Consider the following 19,829-nt stretch of genomic DNA (forward strand, 5'->3'; position numbering starts at 1 on the left):
CATGGGACCCTTAACGAAATGGGCGATCAGGTCTTCGGGAATGGCCGGCAGTTCACGGTCTGCGGCTTGGCTGGTCTTCGTCTTGCGTGGCATACATGCTCCTTGGCGACATGTTATGCCCTAAACACAAAATTTCTGACAGGCCCGGCGGGCTGGTCGCGCGCCCGTTCTCCATGCTGGTGTTCCTAGCCCTAATTCCCGCGATCTACCCTTTCATGCTTCTCGGGGGCGTCATGGGAGCGCGAGGCAAGGGGCGCAACTGAGGTTGCTGTACCTGCCGGCTTCTGTCACCTGCCGCTATGGGTACACCGAATCTCGTTGACGGTCGTAAACCCGCGACCGTAAACTTCGGGCCTCGCGTAGACAGACGCGAACGGGCTTGGCCGCCTGGAACCCAAAGATGCACAGCCGTCATGCACGGCGCTATCATTTGTGCGCTGCCTCCTCACGCCATTTTCAATGGCGAGCCGGGGCGGGGACACCCTCGGGTGTGCCGGTATCCTTTGGGGCCGGTCGGCCAACCCCGCCTTCGGCCCGCCGCCCGTATCTTGGCCGATGCTCGGCGGGTCTCCACATCCCCAAAGGAGGCCGCACCATGCGCCACGCAGTAGCACAAGCACGCAAGCAAGTTACCCAGCAAGCCCCCAGCACATACAGCCAAGCCGAGCACGACGCCGCCTATGGCCTCGGCCAATTCGGAGCCAAGTATTGGCCCGCCGCACGCAAGGCCATGCCCGAGGGCAGCACGCTGCGAGACTGGCGCGATCAGTGCGCACGGGACTTCATTGCCGGCATGAACCCGGAGGGGCACGGACTGCTGCCGTCTATGCTGGCCGGGTTCTATGACGAGGCGGACGACCGCCACACGCCGAGAGAGTTCAGCCCCGCGACGTACCAGCCGGCGCAAGGCGATACTGTGCTGTGCATTGATGTAGAGGACGCCGAGAAATGGCTCACGCTGGGCAAGTCGTACCGGGTCCATGCGGTACTGGGCAGCGCGCTTGTCATTATGGACGACAGCGGCGACGCCGAGGGGCGGCACCACGCCTCGCACTTCGTGGCCGTCTGAGACACCGGCCTTGCGCCGGGATGGATTCTATGGGGCTGGCCCGCAGGCCAGCCCCATTTTGCTTTCTAAAGCGTACCGGCATGCGCCTGCCGGTATTGGTTCCCCGGATTCCATTCCGTCCTCTGACCGAGACAGAACCACCTGGGCACCTTCCGGGCCGCGTGCGTCCGGCATCTGTTTTTCGTTTCGCTCGCGCTGCGTGCCAGACACCTCGGCCCATGAAGACGCGCCTGCGGGGCAACAGATCCCTCTCTTTTGTTTTCGTCCTCTGACCGAGACAGAGAAACGCAATACGACTGGCCCACGTCAAGGGCACGACACCCACAGGGGGATGGCTGCGAGGCTATCGGGTGCGCAGGCAGGGCACTACAAGGAACACCAAGCTCATCTCAGGGTCAGGAATCCACGTATCCCGCTTTCGATGCGAACAGGTAAGGAGAATTATCTGTTCGAGCAGGAGGCAGGCGAGGGATACAGGAAAAACCAGCTATCTAGGGTCAGATGTACTAACCCACAGAAGTAGAGACTGGCGATTCCACGCTGTAGTGTCGCTATCAATTGCTGCCATGTCTCGGTAGCCCATTTACCCATCCAACTGAAATTACGGCGCACAAGATGCGCCGCACGACCCCATTGAGGAGAGAGTATGAACACTCAGGTACACCCCCTTGAACATGACACGGGCGAGGCGGCCCGCTTTGCCGTGCAGTCGCACCCGAGCACCCGAGCCGAGTACCGCCGACTGGTAGAGAAGCTGACCGGCTACCTGCCGACCTGGGCCGCACGAAAGAAACCGGGGCGAAAGCCCAACGCAGAACGTTCCCCGCTGAGCGTAGCCATCGGCGGGGCCGCTGAATGACGGGCCGTACCGACAGACCAGCGTGGCCTAGCGGCGAGGCACACTCGATGCGCGAGCATCAAGCAAGGCGATACAGGGCGAGACGGGGCGCGGAACTGAGCGTGTCGCTTCAGCAGGCGGCGCGGCGGAACGCCGCCATTATCGAGGACAGACTCGCGGGGATGAGCACACAAGAGATTGCTGGGAAATACAACGTGTCCGCCAGCCTTGTGTCCCTTATTACAACTACCTGCGAGCCGTTTCGTGCGTAGCCACCGCGTCGCCGCAATCGCCCCCTCAACCCACCTTCAAGCCCCGGCCCAGCGCCGGGGTTCTCATTTTATGGCGTTGCATCAACCTGCGCGCCTGATACAAGGAGATTCACAATGGCAATTCCCGATTCCTTCGCCCTCAACTCCAGTGGGCAGGTAGTTCTTCAGGACGCGGTGCAGACGAGTGGTCCGGCCACCCAGCTAGATGGTAGCGGCAGCAATGCCGTGCCGACGGCGGTGGGCGCAGGCGTCCCGACGACCGACGTCGCCGGCATCGCACAGACCGGCATGAAAACGCTGGAGGCAGTGAACAAGCTCGCGGAAGGCGCACTTAGGCCGTACGTTGAGCGCATGGAGAAGCAGCAGTATTACGAGGGGATGTCCAAGGTCGCGCAGGGGCAGGCGCTTCAGCAGATCGAGAAGGACGACCCGTGGTACATGAACATCTTCGGACCGTCGGCCACTGTGCGCGGCGCGCAGGCTATGACGGCCACGACCGCGCTCCAGCAGGCAGAGACGGAGTTCATGGGCAACATGGAATCCCTGCGCCAGCAGTCCCCGGACGCGGTGCGGAAGTTCCTCGTGAACCAAGCCGCGACGATGGGCAACACTGGCGACCCGCTGGTGGACGCTACGGTACAGGCCAAGCTGGCCGAGTCGTGGGGACCCATGCTCAAGACGCACATGCGGGAGCACCTCGCGTGGCAGCAGACGGACATGATGGACAAGCAGACGAACCAGAACCTGTCCATCGGAAACGGGCTGACGGCGCAGCGGAAGGCCGCTTCCACCGGCTGGGACCCTACCGAGCGGGAGACTTCGTACGCCAACGCGGTCGCAGCCTCCTCGCCGGCCCCGGGCCAGACCCGGGACTCGTGGAATCGTGGCATGACGCAGTCACTTGTGGCGAATCTCCGTAACGGGAACTTCGACTACTACAACGCGATCAAGGCCAGTCCGCTTTGGGGCCAGATGGACGTGAAGGTGCGGGAGCAGATCGAGGACTCTATGCCGCAGTACGTGGCGAAGGACGCGCAGCAGAACCCCGCCACCACGACCATCACGAACAACATCGCCGGCTTCGAGTTCAACCTCGCGCACGGTGCCACGGGTATCACGACCGAGCAGGAACTGGACTCCCACATCGACGGGTATAACGACCAGTTCAAGAGCCGCACTGGTGCGAGCGAGCCGCTAATCAACAACACGAAGCGGGCCGCGCTACACAAGCAGTGGCTAGCCGGCCAGGACGCGATGCAAAAGGCCACGGCCAAGGCAGGCGCAGCGGACAGCAAGTACCTCGATTCTGCGAACGTCGCCGCTATGGCCTTCGCCACGGGCAACTACGCCAGCATCAAGGGTATCGAACTCGACCCGAAGGCCGTGGCCGACGTGATGAACGAGTCGTTCGACCGGGAGGTGGGCAGCGGGGACGCGGGGCGCACGACGAACTACTTCCGCCGCGCCGCACAGGCGTCCCCGGATGAGAAGCTGCAAAGCCCCAAGTTCAAGATGATGCTGGATTCCGGCATCAGCGGGTTCCTGACTGGCGGCAGTGCGGCCCCGTCCAAGGCGCAGATTCAGGCGCTAGGCTGGGCCGCTGAACTGTACAAGTCCGGCGAGAACGGCCCGGAGGCACTGACGAATTACCTCGGCGCGGAGAAGGCGGCGAAGGTGGCCGGTTTCCTGAGCAGCGGCGTGGACTTGAACGACCCGAAGGGCGTTGTCGAGTTCCGCACCGCGCTACAGAAGGGTCGCGCCGACCTGTCGCCCACCTCGGACGAGCGCAAGGCGGTGCGGTCGGTGATCTCTGCGGAGAACCCCGGCTGGCTCAAGCAAGTCGTCCCGTTCATGGGTCCCGGCCAGCTTACCAAGTACAAGCTGACGGACGAGGTGGTAGCCAACCTTGCGAAGACGGTGGCCCCGGATGCGGTGCGCTACGCCACGGCGTACAACGTGCCGCTTGAGACGGCCACCAAGATCAAGCTGGCCGACACGATCAAGAACGCCGACCTGCTGCCAGGCACGATCATCCCCGCGCAGCACAACGTGCAGGGCGAATCGTCGCTGAACGCCGCAGTCAACCGGATCATCCCGGGAGGCGGTGTGCAGTCCACTCAGGTGTACCAGTCCGCCGTGCAGAACGTCATCGACGCGCAACTCACTGCCGGCGTGAAGGCGAAGGGCGGCGACATGGCGAACTTCGACCCGAAGGACTATGTCATCCGCAGCGGGCGGCAGGTCGGCAACGGCATGCTCACCGTGTTCATGTTCCCGAAGGACGACACGAAGGCCGCGCTACAGGGGCCGACCATCGTGAATCTCATGCCGCAGCCGGTGGCTGATGAGATTACCCGCCTCACCAAGGAGCGCGGAACCCGCAAGGCCCCAGGGCCTGTGCAATCCCCGACCCTCGACCCAGCCGGGTTCGAGGCCAACCGCAAAGAAGCCATGCGCAAGGCAGGCATCGAGTAACTGAGCGGGCAGTGTGGGGCGGATTCAATCGAGTCCTCCCGGCTATTCACGTTTCCTATTGGGAGAATCACATGACGCAGTACATGCCGACGCAGGACCAGATCAACAAGACCTACGCTCAAGATGAGGAGTTGGGCCTGCCGCGAGGATTGACCGCGAAGCAGATTACGAAGGAATCGGCATGGAACCCGAGCGCTGTGTCCCCGAAGGGTGCGCTGGGATACGTTCAACTCATGCCGAAGACCCTCGCCGCCGTGCAGCAGCAGATGGGCCGCACCATCGACCCGTCGAACTTCGACGACGCGCTGGCTGCCCACGGGCACGTCATGAAGCAGAACCTCACCAAGTTCGGCAACGTACCGGACGCATTGCGGGCCTATAACTCGGGCTGGGAGCCTGAGAAGTGGGACAACGCTGAGACGAACGACTACGTGGACACAATCTACGGCCACGGCACTGAGACGGGCGGGGCCGGTGGTAATGGCTCGGCTGGTATGTCCTCCGTGGCGAAGACATTGGACCGCAGCCGCCGCCTCCGTGGGCAGGTGCAGGCGGTGTCCGACGCAGCAGCCGCGAGCGGTGCAGGCCCCATCGGCAAGACGGATACCACCATCCTCGACGACGCCTCCACGCAGACGATGCAGGTTGCTGCGGATTCGACGCACCAAGTCGGCGCGATGGAGTCCTTCGCACAGGCCGCAAGCTGGGACACCTTGGCCGGTGACATCAAGCGTGCATTTACGCAGGACGCGGCCACGCCGAACTGGACCATCCGCGACGACCAGCAGCAGTCGATGCGCGAGGAGACGCCGGCAGTGTGGGCGAACGACGACCTCCGCAACTATGTGCTGGGCGCGGTATCCGACAAGGATTGGTCACAGCGCATGGGCAACGCCATCGAGCGCGCTGACTTCCAGAAACGGTACGAGCAGACCGACGGCATCGCCGGCTTTACCGCTGGTGCGATGCAATTTGCCGCTGGCTGGGGCGACCCTGTAATGCTGGCCGCAACCATCGGCGCGGGCGCTGTGGTCAACGTGGCACGTGGCGCAGTAGCTGCCCGCTCCAGCGGACTGCTGTACGAAGCGGCTGCCGGTGCTGCTGGCAACGTGGCGCAGGAAATCACCATGCGCGAGGTTCGCAACCAAGACCTCGATGTGCCGGCCCTGATTCAGCAGGCCATCATGGGCGCTGCCCTCGGTGGTACGGGTCGCCTGTTTGTCCCGCGTGGCAACCACATGCCGGACGCCTCGGAGCGCGCTGCCGGTGCGAACCTGCAAGGCGTAGCCGAGCGCACCATGCGCGACCCGGTGGACCCGGCGCAGCGCGACCCGCTGGCAGGAGATGGCCTGATCGGCCACTCGCTGGACGACGTGTCCGCGAAGAATCCCCTGGCCGGCTTCGACCCGGAAAGCCCGATCAAGACCGGCCAGCCGATGCTGACATCGGTAGTTGACCGCGAGGGGATGCGCCAGGGCGGCACCGAGAAGGTGGCCGGCAGCCACGATTCCGCAGCCAATGACTGGCACAAGATGGACGAGCAGCGCATGCTGGCCGCCGTCCGGGACGAGGAAGCCATGATGTCGAGTAGCACGGACAAGGTTGGCGACCTCCGCCGCCGTGCCGCCAACGATGGCTCGCAGGCGAACGTGGTGGACCTGCCCGCACGTACGCCGGCTACGGCGCACGCCGAGTTCGACGCAACCGGCAAGCAGGTGAACAACGAGATTCAGCACGCAGGCCAAGGGGTCCGCGCCGAACTGGACCGCATCGCATCGGGTACCGACGAACTGGCCGCAGCACTGGCGAACCGCCTGCGCTCTGCACTCAAGGACGACGTGGCATTCACCCGCACCGATGAGGAGAGCATGCGCGGTGCGAAGGGTCTGTATTACCCGGTGGAGCACAAAATCGAAGTCCGTGCAGACGCGACCGACTACACCGTGCTGCACGAGGCCGCACACGCGCTCACCGTAGCTAAGGTGCAGTATGGGCGAGCCAAGCCGGACACGGCGCACGGCAAGCTGGTGAAGCAACTGGAGGAACTCCGTGCCGTAGCTCGTGCAGCGTACGAGGGTGACGACCACATGACGCGCTACTACCTGTCCAACGCCGACGAGTTCATTGCCGGCCTGTACAGCGGCAAGACCGAGTTCCTGCAGCACATGACCGAACTGAGGGTGAAGGGCGAGTCCGTCCTGAGCAAGCTGTTCGACTCCGTGCGTAAGCTGCTGGGCCTGGACGTGTCGGAAGCCTCCGCGCTGGCGAAGGCGATGGGCATCACCGACCAGATTATGGACGCCCCGCTGAACGCGACCATCAAGCGCGCAGACGGTGCGGACTTCTCCATCCGTCAGGACGCCCCGACCCGGGACGACCTCGTGCAGAACGAGCGCACCCGCCTGTGGACCCAAGCCATCGCGGAACACCAAGAAGTGAAGGGCATCGCGGCGAAGCGCGCCGAGGCTTGGTACAACAGCCCGATCCACCAGAAGACTCTAGGCAAGGTCGGTGCGATTCTGGACTCGGTCGGCAACACGCTGGCCCGCAGCACGTCCAAGGGCGTGCGCATGGTTGCGTCCATGCTGGCCGAAGACCCGAGCGGCCTGAACCGCCAGCACGCGGACTCCGCAGCGATGGACAGCGAGCGACTGAAGCACGGCTTCCGCCAGCCGTTCATCGAGGTGTACAAGCGCGTGGTCCCGGGCCTGCTGTCGGGTAAGGAGCTACTGCTGTACCGGGTAGGCTACAGCGGCGCAGCGGAGAAGCGCATCGGTAAGCAGGTGGCTGAGTACCGCCTCGCCGCCCGCAAGGCCCGCCTGGAGGGGACGCCGTTCGACGAAGGCGCGTACGACAAGAACGTGGTCCTGCTTGGCAAGCACCTCGACGGCTTTTGGGGGAACATCCTTGAAGCCTCGAAGGCTGCCGGCGAGCCTATCGGCAAGGCCCTCGGCGGCAAGGGTTTCCAAGGCCACATGCCGTACCGCTGGGACTGGCAGGCCATCCACGCCGCGTACAACGAGACGCCGGAGAAGTTCAACTCCATGAAGCAACTGTTCCGCGACCAGTACACCGCGAAGGTCGTGGAGCCGGCCCTGCGTGAAGCTGCACAGAAGGCCGCCGACCCGTCTGAAATCATCGCGCTGCGAACCCAGCTTGAGGCCAAGGTGGAGCACCTGATCGGCAACTACATTGACCAAGTGCGCCGCGACCCGAAGTCCCGCATCCAGCATACGGACAACCACCTCGCCAAAATCTCTGAACAGCTTCTGCTGGACGAGTTCCGTGGCGAGAAGGTGACGGGCGCACTGGCCGACGAGTTCAAGAAGCGGATCAACGAAATCAAGAACGACCGCACCCGCACGGAATTCGACCTCCTGTCCGAGCACAACGGCGTACGCCTGCTGGACTACGTGGACTCGGACATCGGGCGCATGGTGGACTCGAACTCGCAACGCTTCGGCGGGCAGATTGCGCTGGCCCGTCGCGGACTGGCCGACAACGCGCAGATCGACGCCATGAAGGATGCGCTGTTCCACGATGGCGCGACGCCCGAGGACCTCGGCAACATCGACTTCCTCGTGCGCAGCCTGACGGGCGACTTGAGTGGTGACGAGTTCGGAGCGGCCAAGCTGATGTCGCAGGGCGCGTACGCCTCCATGATGGGTAAGCTGGGCTTCAACGCCCTGGCAGACGCCGCAGGCATCGCCACGGCCACGGGCGTATCCGGCATGTTCCGGGCGCTGGGCAAGGGCTTCGCCAAGGACACCGCCCTGGTGGCGTCACTGCGCAAGTTCGCCCCGGGCGCGCTGGTGCATGATCCGCGACTGTTCAACCAGACCTCGGACTCCATCCACGCGTCCGCCGCTGGCGGTCTGTCGGAGGGTTCGTTCTGGAGCCAGGCAGGGCAGTCTGCCGCCTCGGTGGTGGGCCACCTGTCGGGTATGCACGCAGTCTCGAAGATGCTGCACAACGGCCTCGTGCCGGTCCTGGCTGACGATGTAATTACGGCCATCCGTACGGGGAAGGGTATCAGTGTCGCCCGTATGGAGGACATGGGTCTGAACGCCGAGCGCGTCGCGCGCATCAAGGAGCAACTGGACACGCACGAAGCTGGCCGCAAGGCCGGCGAGGCTATCCAGTGGGAGAAGTGGGACGCGACCGCCGCCGACGACCTCGTGGCCGCCATCCAGCGGTCGGCAGGGCAGGCGCTCCAGCGCAGCTACGTGGGCGAGGCCCCTCGCTGGGTGTCCGAGACGACGGTGGGCCGGGTGATCGGCCAGTTCCGCCGCTTCGGCTTCTTGGCTGCTGAGAAGCAGACCATGCGCAACGCCTTCATCGCTGACAGCAACTCCGCGATGGGTGCAGTGGTGGGCCTCGGCCTTGCCGCCGCGCTGTACCGGGCCAAGCTGGAAGTGAACACCCTCGGGATGTCCGCTAACCAGCGCGACAAGTACGTCGAGGACAACTTCACCGGCATGAAGGGTATGCAGGGTGTCATGGTCATGTTCAACATGAGTGGTATGGCCGCTGACGGCCTGGACTTCGCCAATCTCGTGATGAACGGGCAATTGTACGGTGGCTCGTCTCCTGTTGCCGCGCTGGGCTACCTGTCGAGCCTGACGGGCGGCGTGGCCGCGCTGACCTCCGGGGCAGGGAAGGCCGTTTTTGGCACCGACCCGGTGGACTGGCAGAAGCAGTTCCGCCAATCCCTCCGCATGGTTCCCGGGGCGAACACCGTCTTCGGCACGGCGATTAGCAACGCACTCAACAACGACGAGTAACGTCTACGCCTCGTGAGACGAAAGTAAATTCGTAGTCTGAGGGCGAGTCGCAGACCGGAGCCGGCGAGTACAACAGCATTGCCGTGGGCGACATCACCGCCCATGAGCATCCGGACGGGCGACGGGACAATCTCCAGTCGCCCGTCCCTTCAATGCCCCGACTTGCGGGCGATTCATCTATCCGGACTTCTCCAGCTTATGCACCAGTACCCGGCACTTGTGGAGGTACTGCGCCGCGCTGGATGGTACATCGATTGACGAGGAGACAATGAACCACACCACACACACGCTTGAGAGTGACAGCACAGAGCGAGAGCACTTCCGCGCCATTCAGCGCCACAGCAACGCAGTGGGCCACTACCGTCGTGTGGTGGAGAAGCTAACGGGCGGGCTACTAAGTTGGGCCGGGCGGAAACGACTGGAGCGGAAGGCCAAGGCTCTGCTGGTAAGCACTATCCCGCAACAGGTGTAATCACATGGGAGGACACATCGGCGATGTATGACGAGACTGAATTGGTCACCCGCGCCTCGGCACGCGCGCGCGCCTTGACTCATTTCTTCACGGGGAAGCCGTGCAAGCACGGCCACACGTCCAAGCGGTTCACTAGCAGCGCTGCCTGCGTTGACTGCAAGCGGATGCGCGATGCCTCGGATAAATACCGGGAGAAATCTGCGCAGTATCGGGACGCCAATAGAGGGGCCGAACGCGATCGGACCACTGTCCATCGGATTGAGGTCCGGATGGGTCGTCCGCTGCCTGCGGCCTACGACCGCAAAGCGTGTGAGGCGTTCTACGCCGCATGCCCGGAGGGGATGCAAGTTGACCACGCTGTGCCGCTGAACGGCGAGTTCGTGTCCGGGCTGCACGTCTCGTGGAACCTCCAGTACATCACCCCTGAGGAGAATGGCAGGAAAGGAAACGCCTTCGGTGCCGGCGCACAGGATGCCGCCAATGCAGACTTTTTCGCCGTGGCTGCGTAAGGCAGTAGTGATGGGCGGCGAGCGAGGCCACCCGGGCGCACGGGGAGGGGCTATCGAACTAAGGGCTGCGGCATCGCATTTGCTGTGGCCCCTGTCTCCCCAGCGCATGTTGCGTTCGAGTGTCCCGCCGTAAGCGTAAGAGCAAGCGGGGCACAGCGCCCGCGCATCCGCGCGCCATCTGCATTAGATGTCCAGCTTCGCCGCCAAGTCCTTGACTTGCAGGTGCGTGTACCGAGCCAGCATTCGTATGTCCTTGTGGCCCGTGATTGTCGCCACTTCCATTTGTGACAGCCCCTTCTCGAAAAGCCGGCTGGTAGCCTCGTGGCGCAGATCGTGGAACCGGAAGTTCTCCAGCCCGGCGCGCTTCACCATGCGTGTGAACGCGAGTTTGAATGCGTTTACCGTGAGGCCTGGGAAGACGGGACCGGAATCGAGTTCTCCAGCGCCGCCGAGTTCGTGGGCTGCGACTCGCCTCAGAGCGATGAGCACTTCCATCGCGCGCCTGGACAGAGGCACGCCGCGCGGCGTGCCGTTCTTCGTTGCAATGAGCTGGATTGACCGATGGGCGAGGCTGACGCGATTCCATCGGAGGTCGAGTATCTCGCTACGGCGCATGGCAGTCTCTAGCGCCAAGTCTAAGATCGAAACGATGTAGGGGTTTCGCGTCTCCTCGCCTGCCCGCCGCAGGGCTGCCTCCTCGGGCGGAGATAGTCGGCGCACGCGCCCCGGTGGGTTCTTGGGGCGGCGAACGGAAGTCAGGACGCTCTTGCAGAGGGCCACATCCCACTCATAGACGGCCAGCTTAAACACCGCGTTGAGGATGTTCAGTTCTCGGTTGACCGTGCTTGGCGCGACGTGCTGAAGCCGCTGTTCTGTCCATTCTTTGATGTCCAGACGAGTCAGGTTCTCAAGGTGGACGCGGGCGAGCGGGTACTTCAGGATGCTGCGCGTGTGATTGACCTCGGCCTCCGCTCCCTTCTTGTGGATAGTCTCCTCACGGAGGTTGCGGTGGAGTAGGTCAGCCACGATGCGCGGGCGCTCCTTGAACTCCGCGACTCGTTTCGCGTGTGCCTGTTCTCTCGCGGCTGCCCGCGAGCGCGCCTTTAACTCCGGCTCCGTGGACAGTATCCACGATTTGGCCTCGTCGCGGCTAGGGAAAGTGCTGGAGGCGATTGGAACGCCCGCGAGGCGAATCTTGGCCTGGAATGTGACCACGTCGCCCTTACTGCGCCGCCGAATGATGGTGCCCATACCGTTCTCCTGTTACAGGTTTGCGGTACTGGGCGCTTACGTGCCGTTCCTCAGTGCTGAACTCTGCCCAACCGACTCAAGAAGACAGGTGTGGACAGGCGAATTATGGCACCCGCCATCTGCCCGATAAAGGTGATCCAGCCTTGCATAGGCTACGTGACGATAGTTACACTTTGGCATCGTGCGGCACCGAAACGCTTGAGACTAGGGGGAGCTTATGTTGCGAAAGACGTTCATGGCCGAGATTTATGCTGCGCTTGTAGCAGGCCGCTTCACACTTGCAGACTTTGACGTATCCGTTGGGACCGGGGGCACCAATCTGCTTCGGATTACCTTCCTCCCGCAGAAGGCGTTTGAACTCGCAGTCGATGACGGTAGTCGGCTGCTTCTCAGGATGTCTCCTGGCGCCCACAAGGAGACCGATCTCGTCGCCCTGGACAGTCTTGCGGGCGTACCGAAGCACATAACGGGCTGGACGCGAAACATCTACGCGGAATTAAGGGCCTCGCTACCCGTGATGGGCGAAATTGAAGAACTGCAAAAGAGGCTTGAGGCGCACTTAAAATCGCACGTAGAGAACCCCGCCGAACCTTTCACCGTCGACGAAGCTGCTGCAATGCAACAGAAGCTGGATGCGGTGATTGAAGATCTAGCCCGATTCCGGCAGCGGGATGAGATAACTCAGAAGCAGCTTGACGAGCTTGTGCAGGAAGTCGAACGACTCAAAGACGAACTCAGTTATTTCCCGAAGGGGACGTGGTATCGCTCAGCGGGAAGCAAACTCTGGACACTATTGCGCGGGGTCGCCACCTCCAAGGAAGGACGGGAGTTGGCGTCTGACATCGCACGCAAAGCCATTGGGATGGACTAGCTTTCTTCATTTAGTAGTACACTCGCGGCTGGCGCGCGACATGTGTACCTGCCCCGAAACCCGCATAAACACTAGGGTAGACCGAATCCCTCCGTCTCCGCCACTACATCGTATTGGCGGCGGAACCCCGGAAGATTGCGGTCTTCCGGGGTTTTGTTTTTTGTGCGTCCCGTTTCACTGCTCCCCATTCCACTGCTGCCCCCGCATGTGTACCTGACACAGGCCGACCGGGAGCCAGCATGTACCTCGCCCGCCGAGACGGCATCTACTACCTGCGCAAGCGCGTGCCGATGGACCGCATTGGCGTCTATGGCAAGCGAGAGATCTTGCGCAGCGTTAGCGTCAAGGACCGGGCCATCGACCGCGCACGAATCGATCGTACCGCTCCCTGCACGCGGAACCGCGCTGCGGCGCCGGTCAGCCAGGCTGCATCACGCCCATGATGCGCCGGCCGAGCGAGATGCCCCACTGGGCCAGGCGCTTGTCCTCGGCCCACTGGCTTCGATCCCACAGCGCGAGTGCATCGTCGATACGCTCCCCGCCGGCCTGCAGCGCGCGCGCCAGGGCTACGGCATTGGCTGCCGCCTTGCCCGCGCCCGCGCCGGTATGCGGACGTGCCACAAAAGCGGCATCGCCTAGCAGCATGGCGCGGCCAAAGCGCATGCGCGGCGCCGCGTAATCCTGGATCAGCTGCAGGAAAGGATCGGGGGTCGATACGACCAGTGCCGCGAACACGGGCGCGAGGCTGTCCGCCGCGGCAAGCCGCAGCGCCTGGGCATCGGCATCCTTGACCGCGCCCGGGGGCAGTGAGTGCGTGTGCTGGCGGCCATGGCGGTCCAGCAGCACGGCCGCCAGCGGCTCTCCCGCCGGCAGCGCGCGGTACCAGACCCAGTTCAGGCGCCGTTCGTTGCGCCGGGCCGATCCGTCCTCGCCGGGAATCAGGTAGGTCAGCATCTGGTGTCCCGGCCCGTCCTGGAAGGCGAAGGCATCGACCAGCAGCGACCTGGCCTGCTCGCCCAGCGCTGCCTCGGGCAGCACGCCGCGCCAGGCGACATAGCCAGCATAGGCGGGCGCATCGCCGGGCAGCAGTTGCTGCCGCACCGTGGACAGCGGTCCGTCGGCGCCGACCAGCAGATCCGCGCGCTCGGTGCGGCCGGAGGCAAAGCGGGCCGTCACATGATCGGCCTCGCGGGCCAGCGTGACCAGTTCCTCGCCGGCATGGATCATGCGCGGATCAAGCGCGCCTTTCATCAGGGCATAGAGTCCGTTCCAGGCGATTTGCGTCTGCGGCATGTCGATGCGGCGAACTACACCCGCGCGGTCCAGGAAGATGCGGTCCTTCGACGGCACGCCGAACTCTGGCGGGTGCGCGACCCCGGCGAAGGCCAGCGCGTCGAGCACGCTGGGCTGCAGCACTAGCCCGCCGCCGCGGCTGTCGAGCTGCTGCGGCGAGCGCTCGAAGACATCGACCTCCCAGCCGATGGCGCGCAGGCAGATGGCGGTAAAGAGCCCGCCGAGCGAGCCGCCGATCACGATGGCGCGGTAAGGTCTGGACGTGGGCATGGTGGGCACGATGGGCATGATGGTCATGGCGTTGAAGGTTCAGGGGCCGGGCGCCGGTCAGCGCCCGGGTCATGGCACGCTGCGCGCTACGGCGCGATTTCCCTGCGCAGCCGCTCGCCGCCCAGCGGCATGTCGCGCAGCCGCTTGCCGGTGGCGTCGAACAGGGCATTGCCGATGGCGCCCGCCGTGGGCCCCATGGCTGCTTCGGCCACGCCGAGGAAGGGCGTGCCGGGGCGGTCGATCAGGTGCACGTTGACGGTGGTGGGCACGGCGGAGAAGCGCATGATCGGATAGGCACTCCAATCGAAGCTACCGATGCCGCTGGTATCGAAGCGCAGCTGCTCGTACAGCGTCCAGCTCGCGGCCTGCAGGACGCCGCCCTCGATCTGGTTGCGCACGCCATCCGGATTGACGATCTGCCCGCAGTCGACGGCCACCTCCGCATGCTCCAGGCGTACCAGTCCCGTGTCGCGCACCACCGAGATCTCCAGCGCGATCGCCATATAGCCCATCAGGTTCTTGTACCTGGCGAACGCGAAGCCGACGCCGTGGCCGGGCTTGCGGCCGCGCCGGGGCCAGCCGAACCTGGCGGCCGCAAGCTGGATCACGTCGCGCGCGCGCAGGTCTTCCAGATGCCGCAGCCGGAACGCCACGGGGTCGGTGTTGGCCGCGGCGGCCAGTTCGTCCATGAAGCTCTCGATCGAGAAGACGTTCATGTGCGCGCCCAGCGAGCGCATCGCCGAGGTGCGCAGCGGCATGGTCGGCGAGAAGTGGTTGACGATGTGCGAGGCCGGGAGCTTGTAGAGCGGAATCGCGTTACGGTCGCCGCCGCCTTCGGGCTGCACCATCGGGGCCGAGGGCGCGGGGACGAAGGGCCTGGCCAGCTGGGTGGCGGGCAGCAGCCGGCCCGCGTTGATCACGCGCTCGTTATGCGAGCTGCTCCACAGCGCGTAGTTCCAGTCGACGATATGGCCGCTGGCATCGAGCGAGGCCTTGACCTCGGTGGCCATGGCCGGCGTGAAGTGGTCCCACAGGTTCTCCTGGTCACGCATCCATTGCACGCGCACCGGCTTTCCCGGCAGGGCGCGGGCCAGATAGGCGGCATGTGCGGCGGCGTCGTCGGCGCCGTTGTGCCCGTAGCAGCCCGAGCCTTCCACGTGGATGCAGCGCAGCTTGTCCTTGGGCATCGACAGCATCTCGGCCAGGCCGTCGCGCAGCGGGTAGACACCCTGGGAGTGGGTCCATACGGTCAGCACGCCGTCCTGCAACTGCGCGACGGCGCACGAGGGGCCGATCGATCCGTGCATCAGGTAGTGCTTGGAATAGCTGGCGGCCAGCGTCCTGGCGCCTGCCGGCACTGCGCCCCGTGTGTTGGCGATCTCGATGTGCTGCGTGGAGAGTGGCTTGAGCTGCGCGATCACGTCGGCGGGGCGGGGCAGCGCGCGCCCCTTGCTCCAGCGGCAGGCGGCGCTGAGCGCGCGCTGAGCCAGTACCGCCTGCCATTCCCCCGCGGCCACCACGGCGAGCAGGTTGCCGTCGCGCACGACGGCGATCACGCCGGGCATGGACTTGACGGTGGTCTCGTCGACCGACAGCAGCGCGGCCTCATAGGCCGGCGGCAGTACCACGCGCGCATGCACCATGCCCGGCATGGCCAGGTCCTGGACATAGCTCGGCTTGCCGGTGACCTTGCCGGGAATGTCCAGCCGGGGCATCGGCGTGCCGATCACGGAGAACGACTTGGGGTCGCGCAGCGGCGAGGCGGGTGTTGCCGTGCGGTGCAGGTTCACCGCGGGCAGCAGTTCGCCGAACGACAGCGAGCGCCCGTCGGGGGCCGTGATGCGCGCATTGCCGACCGACAGCGATGCCGCATCGACACGCAGCTGCCGCGCGGCGGCGTCGGTCAGCAGCCCGCGCACCTGGGCCGCCGCGTTGAGCAGGGCGCTGCCGCTGTCGGCCATGGTGTGGCTGCCGGCGGTCAGCCCTTCGTCCGGCGAACGGCCGGTATCGGCGCTCAGGAAGGTGATCAGCGCGGGCGCCATCTGCAGTTCCTCCGCCGCCACCTGCAGCAGCGCGGTGCGCACACCGGTGCCCAGCTCGACCTTGCCGGTGTACACCGTGACCTGGTTGTCGGGGGCGATCCTGATCCAGGCGTCGAGATAGGGGTTGGTCTTCAGGCTGCCCGCCAATGCTCCGTACTGCCGCGCGACCTGCACGGCGGCACCCTCGTCGGCCAGCACCATTTGCGCCATGGCCTTGCGGCCTGGCAGCAGCGTGAAGCCCACCACCAGCGAGCCCGAGACCAGGATGGCGCGGCGGCCCAGGTCGATGGGGTCGTCATGGCCGCTCATCGCGTCCCCTCCTTGCTGCCCTCGCCCTTGACCCCGCCCGGGCGCACGGCGCTGGGCATGCCGGCCACGGCGCGGATGGCCGCCAGAATGCGCATATGGGTGCCGCACCGGCACAGGTTGGGCTCCATATGCGCGCGCAGCTCGGCCTCGGTGGGGTGCGCGTTGACCTCCAGCAGAGCCTGCGCACGCATGATCATGCCGGCGATGCAATAACCGCACTGCGCCGCCTGGTGGTCGATGAACGCTTTCTGCAAGGGACCCGGCTTATCGGCGGTGCCCAGGCTCTCGATGGTGCGCACCGGCCGGGCGCCGACCGATGCCACCGGCATCAGGCATGAAAACACGGGGCGGTCGCCGACGATGACGGTGCAGGCGCCGCATTGGCCCAGGCCGCAGCCGAACTTGGCGCCGTGCAGGTGCAACTCGCCGCGCAGGGCGTAGAGCAGTGGCGTGGACGGATCGATGTCCAGCGCGTGGCTGGCGCCGTTGACGGTGAGCTTGATCATCTCGATTCGTCCCCTTTCCTGAGGTTAGCTACGGTGTCCTGCACGCCGGTCCACGGCGGCTGCCGGGTGTAGGTGGCGCGCAGGTAGGCCGCCAGGTCGGCAAGCTGCTGGTCGTCGAAGGCCTGTGCGAACGCAGGCATGTAGTGCATCGCGTCCTCGCCGTTCCACGCCACGCCTTGCAGCATCATCTGGATGGCGTTGCGCGGCGTGCTCGCGTTGACCGCGGAACTGGTGGCGAGGCTGGGGCGGGCACCCGCGCTCTGCATTGGCGAACCGGGGCCATGGCAGGCGGCGCACGCCCCGGTGAAGAGCGTCGCGCCGCGCGCGATGGCGGACTGGTCGGTCACGGCCGCCGAGACCGGCACCACGGCGGGCGCGGGTGCCGGCTCGTGCAGCGACATCAGATAGCTCGCAATGGCATCGACGTCCGCCTCTGGCACGGTGGCCAGTTCGAGCGTGACCGGCAGCATCGGCCCGGCTGCAGCGCCATGCGCCGCGGAGATGCCGGTGCGCAGGTAGGTGCTTAGCTGCGCCTTGGTCCAGGGCGCTGGCCCGCTCGCCAGGCGGTTCAGCGGCGGCGCTTCCCAGTTGTCCACCACGCCGCCGTCGAAGGCGCGGCCCGGTTTTTCCCCGCCGATCGCATTGAGCGGCGAGTGGCAGGCGGCGCAGTGGCCAAGCCCGTCCACCAGCAGGCGGCCGCGGTTCCAGGCTTCGTCCTGCGCGGGATCGCGCTGCGCTTCGCCGGGCCGCAGGAACAGCACGTTCCAGAAGGCGACCAGGGGCCGGAAGTTGAGCGGGAAGATCAGTGCGTTGGCGGGCGGCCTGGCAGTCACGGGCTCGCGCCGCATCAGGTAGGCGTAGGCCGCCTCGATCTCGCGGTCCGACATCCTGGTGAAGTGAATGTACGGAAACGCCGGATAGAGCTGGTGGCCGTCGCGCGCGATACCGCGCCGCATGGCGCGCGTGAAGGCGTCCAGCGACCAGTTGCCGATGCCGGTTTGCGCATCGGGCGTGATGTTGGTCGAGTAGATGGTGCCGAACGGCGTGACCAGCGGCAGGCCGCCGGCGAAGGGCTGGCCGCCCTTGGCCGTATGGCACACCGCGCAGTCGCCGAGCGCGACCACGCGGGCGCCCTCCAGCGTCAGCGCCCGGTCGAAGGAAGCGGGCGCGGGGATCGGCGCGATGGCCGGCTCCCACATGATGCCGGCGGCGGCCACCAGGGCAACAGCCGCCGCCCCTGCCGCCGCGAGAAGGATGGGCCGGCGTTTCATGCCTGGCCTGCCGGGAGTAGATGCCGGTTCATTGCGGGAATCCTTGTATCGATAAAGACCCGCGGCGCGCATTCCATGCATCGGGACTTTTGGCAGCGGTGGGAAGGCACGGCTCAACTCGCATGGTAGGAGCCGTGTTGACCGGCAACAATCAGACCAGTGGTCTGTGACGCTCAAACCAAGGTATGAGAGGGTGGTGTGCCGGCGCGCCTGGCGCAGGCGGCCGCGCGATCCGGCGACGTGTGTGGCCGGGGCCGTAAGCCAGGTGCCCGGGCGGATATTGACCGCGCGGCTTGCCGGGCACGCCGATCGCTTGTCGGCCATCCGCATTCACGCCGCGGCCGGATAGTCGGTGTAGCCTCCGGCACCGCCGCCGAAGAAGGACGTGGCATCGGGCGTGTTCAAGGGCAGGCCGCCCCGCAGCCGGGCGGGCAGGTCGGGATTGGCGATGAACGGGCGGCCGAAGGCGATGATGTCGGCACGGCCGCTGGCGAGCGCGTGCTCGGCGGTGTCGCGGCCGTAGCCGCCCGCCAGCATCAACACGCCGCGGTAGGCCGCGCGCAGTTGCTGGATGATCGCATCCCAGCGGGGATCGGCGTGCTCCTCCTTGACGGTGCCGACCATGGCCGGCTCGACCAGGTGCAGGTAGGCCAGGCCCCGGGTGTCGAGCTGGCGCACGATGTAGCCGAAGGTTTCTTCAGGCGATGCATCTCCCATGCCCATGAAGCGCCCCATGGGCGTCAGCCGCACGGCAACGCGCGCGGGCCCGACCTCCGCCGCGATCGCGTCCACCACCTCCAGCAGCAGCCGTGCCCGGTTCTCGATGCTGCCACCGTAGGCGTCGTCGCGCTGGTTGCTGTTGGAGTTGATGAACTGGTCGAGCAGGTAGCCGTTGCCGGCGTGGATCTCCACGCCGTCCATGCCGGCAGCCATGGCGTTGCGGGCGGCGTGCCGGTAGTCGGACACGATATCGCGGATGCCGTCGAGGGTCAGCGCCTGCGGCACGGGCACGTCGCTCCAGGCGCCGTTGCCATGCGCATCGATGATGAAGGTCTTGCCGGGGACGGGCAGGGCGCTGGGTGCCACTGGCAGCGCGCCGCCGGGCTGGAACACCGGGTGCGAAACGCGGCCGACGTGCCACAGTTGCATGAAGATGATGCCGCCTTGCCCATGCACGGCGTCGCTGACCGCCTGCCATCCCTGGATTTGCGCCGCGCTATGGATGCCCGGTGTCCAGGCGTAGCCCTGTCCCTGCTGCGAGATCTGCGTGGCTTCGGTGACGATCAGCGCCGCGCTGGCACGCTGCCGGTAGTACTCGACATTCATGTCGGTGGGCACGTTGCCGGGCTGGCCGGCGCGCGAGCGTGTCAGCGGCGCCATGGCAATGCGATGCGCCAGGGTATGGTTGCCGAGGCGAACGGGGGTGAAGAGATGGTGGGTCACGGTGGTTCTCCGTCAGGTGCGATGGGTCGGTCGGTGGCAGCAGGCTTGCCTTCGCGCCGCTGGCCGTCTCGAAACGAGATGACCTGAAGGTTAGGTGCTAACCCGTCGCCGGAGAATCGGGCCACCGCGCAACGTTGCGTTGCGCTGGCGGCAA

Annotated in this window: 13 protein-coding genes; 7 read left to right on the forward strand and 6 right to left on the reverse strand. The window is 65.5% G+C overall.

Translation table 11 applies throughout. The annotated features are described in order from the left end of the window. The first annotated feature begins 595 nt into the window (after nucleotides 1-595). The 5 genes from AB4061_RS02025 (at nucleotide 596) to AB4061_RS02045 (ending at nucleotide 10,419) form a co-directional block, all read left to right on the forward strand. A complete protein-coding gene (locus tag AB4061_RS02025) occupies nucleotides 596-1,069 on the forward strand; it encodes a hypothetical protein (RefSeq protein WP_441630462.1) in 474 nt (157 codons plus the stop codon). Between the two features lie 646 nt (nucleotides 1,070-1,715). After that, nucleotides 1,716-1,928, forward strand: coding sequence for a hypothetical protein (locus AB4061_RS02030; protein ID WP_441630464.1), 213 nt, complete (start codon nucleotides 1,716-1,718; stop codon nucleotides 1,926-1,928). Between the two features lie 365 nt (nucleotides 1,929-2,293). Then, the gene (locus AB4061_RS02035) at nucleotides 2,294-4,654 is read left to right on the forward strand and encodes a hypothetical protein (protein ID WP_441630466.1); all 2,361 of its coding nucleotides are present in this window, start codon (nucleotides 2,294-2,296) and stop codon (nucleotides 4,652-4,654) included. 71 nt (nucleotides 4,655-4,725) lie between these two features. Further along, the gene (locus tag AB4061_RS02040; RefSeq protein ID WP_441630468.1) at nucleotides 4,726-9,438 is read left to right on the forward strand and encodes a transglycosylase SLT domain-containing protein; all 4,713 of its coding nucleotides are present in this window, start codon (nucleotides 4,726-4,728) and stop codon (nucleotides 9,436-9,438) included. A gap of 495 nt (nucleotides 9,439-9,933) precedes the next feature. Then, complete coding sequence (locus AB4061_RS02045) at nucleotides 9,934-10,419, forward strand: hypothetical protein (protein WP_441630470.1); 486 nt, start codon at nucleotides 9,934-9,936, stop codon at nucleotides 10,417-10,419. A gap of 183 nt (nucleotides 10,420-10,602) precedes the next feature. On the opposite strand, the gene AB4061_RS02050 is transcribed toward AB4061_RS02045, so the two are convergent. Beyond that, entirely contained in the window at nucleotides 10,603-11,670 is a 1,068-nt protein-coding gene (locus AB4061_RS02050; protein WP_441630471.1) for an integrase, read from the reverse strand. A 235-nt stretch (nucleotides 11,671-11,905) separates the two neighbouring features. Here AB4061_RS02050 and AB4061_RS02055 point away from each other — a divergent pair, with 235 nt between their 5' ends. Both AB4061_RS02055 and AB4061_RS02060 read left to right on the forward strand, forming a co-directional pair. Then, on the forward strand, nucleotides 11,906-12,541 hold the full coding sequence (locus AB4061_RS02055) for a hypothetical protein (protein WP_441630473.1): 636 nt from the start codon (nucleotides 11,906-11,908) through the stop codon (nucleotides 12,539-12,541). 239 nt (nucleotides 12,542-12,780) lie between these two features. Continuing rightward, nucleotides 12,781-12,984: a DUF6538 domain-containing protein gene (locus AB4061_RS02060; RefSeq protein ID WP_441630475.1), complete on the forward strand. Its 204-nt coding sequence runs from the start codon at nucleotides 12,781-12,783 to the stop codon at nucleotides 12,982-12,984. Here the strand turns inward: AB4061_RS02060 and AB4061_RS02065 are convergent. The 5 genes from AB4061_RS02065 to AB4061_RS02085 all read right to left on the reverse strand — a co-directional run bounded on the left by AB4061_RS02065 (nucleotide 12,959) and on the right by AB4061_RS02085 (nucleotide 19,675). Beyond that, nucleotides 12,959-14,122, reverse strand: a complete 1,164-nt coding sequence (locus tag AB4061_RS02065) for an FAD binding domain-containing protein (protein WP_441630895.1) — start codon at nucleotides 14,120-14,122, stop codon at nucleotides 12,959-12,961. The two genes, AB4061_RS02060 and AB4061_RS02065, sit on opposite strands and share 26 nt — an antisense overlap. Before the next feature lie 68 nt (nucleotides 14,123-14,190). Beyond that, complete coding sequence (locus AB4061_RS02070) at nucleotides 14,191-16,455, reverse strand: molybdopterin cofactor-binding domain-containing protein (protein WP_441630477.1); 2,265 nt, start codon at nucleotides 16,453-16,455, stop codon at nucleotides 14,191-14,193. Continuing rightward, nucleotides 16,452-16,961 carry a (2Fe-2S)-binding protein gene (locus AB4061_RS02075; RefSeq protein WP_441630479.1) on the reverse strand — a complete coding sequence of 170 codons (510 nt, stop codon included), beginning with the start codon at nucleotides 16,959-16,961 and terminating at the stop codon, nucleotides 16,452-16,454. The genes AB4061_RS02070 and AB4061_RS02075 overlap by 4 nt, the downstream gene beginning before the upstream one ends. Beyond that, the gene (locus tag AB4061_RS02080; RefSeq protein WP_441630481.1) at nucleotides 16,958-18,232 is read right to left on the reverse strand and encodes a c-type cytochrome; all 1,275 of its coding nucleotides are present in this window, start codon (nucleotides 18,230-18,232) and stop codon (nucleotides 16,958-16,960) included. Before AB4061_RS02080 ends, AB4061_RS02075 begins: the two co-directional genes overlap by 4 nt. 330 nt (nucleotides 18,233-18,562) lie before the next feature. Then, on the reverse strand, nucleotides 18,563-19,675 hold the full coding sequence (locus AB4061_RS02085; RefSeq protein ID WP_441630483.1) for an alkene reductase: 1,113 nt from the start codon (nucleotides 19,673-19,675) through the stop codon (nucleotides 18,563-18,565). Nucleotides 19,676-19,829 lie beyond the last annotated feature (154 nt).

Source organism: Cupriavidus sp. YAF13, assembly GCF_052113425.1.
Lineage (GTDB): Bacteria > Pseudomonadota > Gammaproteobacteria > Burkholderiales > Burkholderiaceae > Cupriavidus.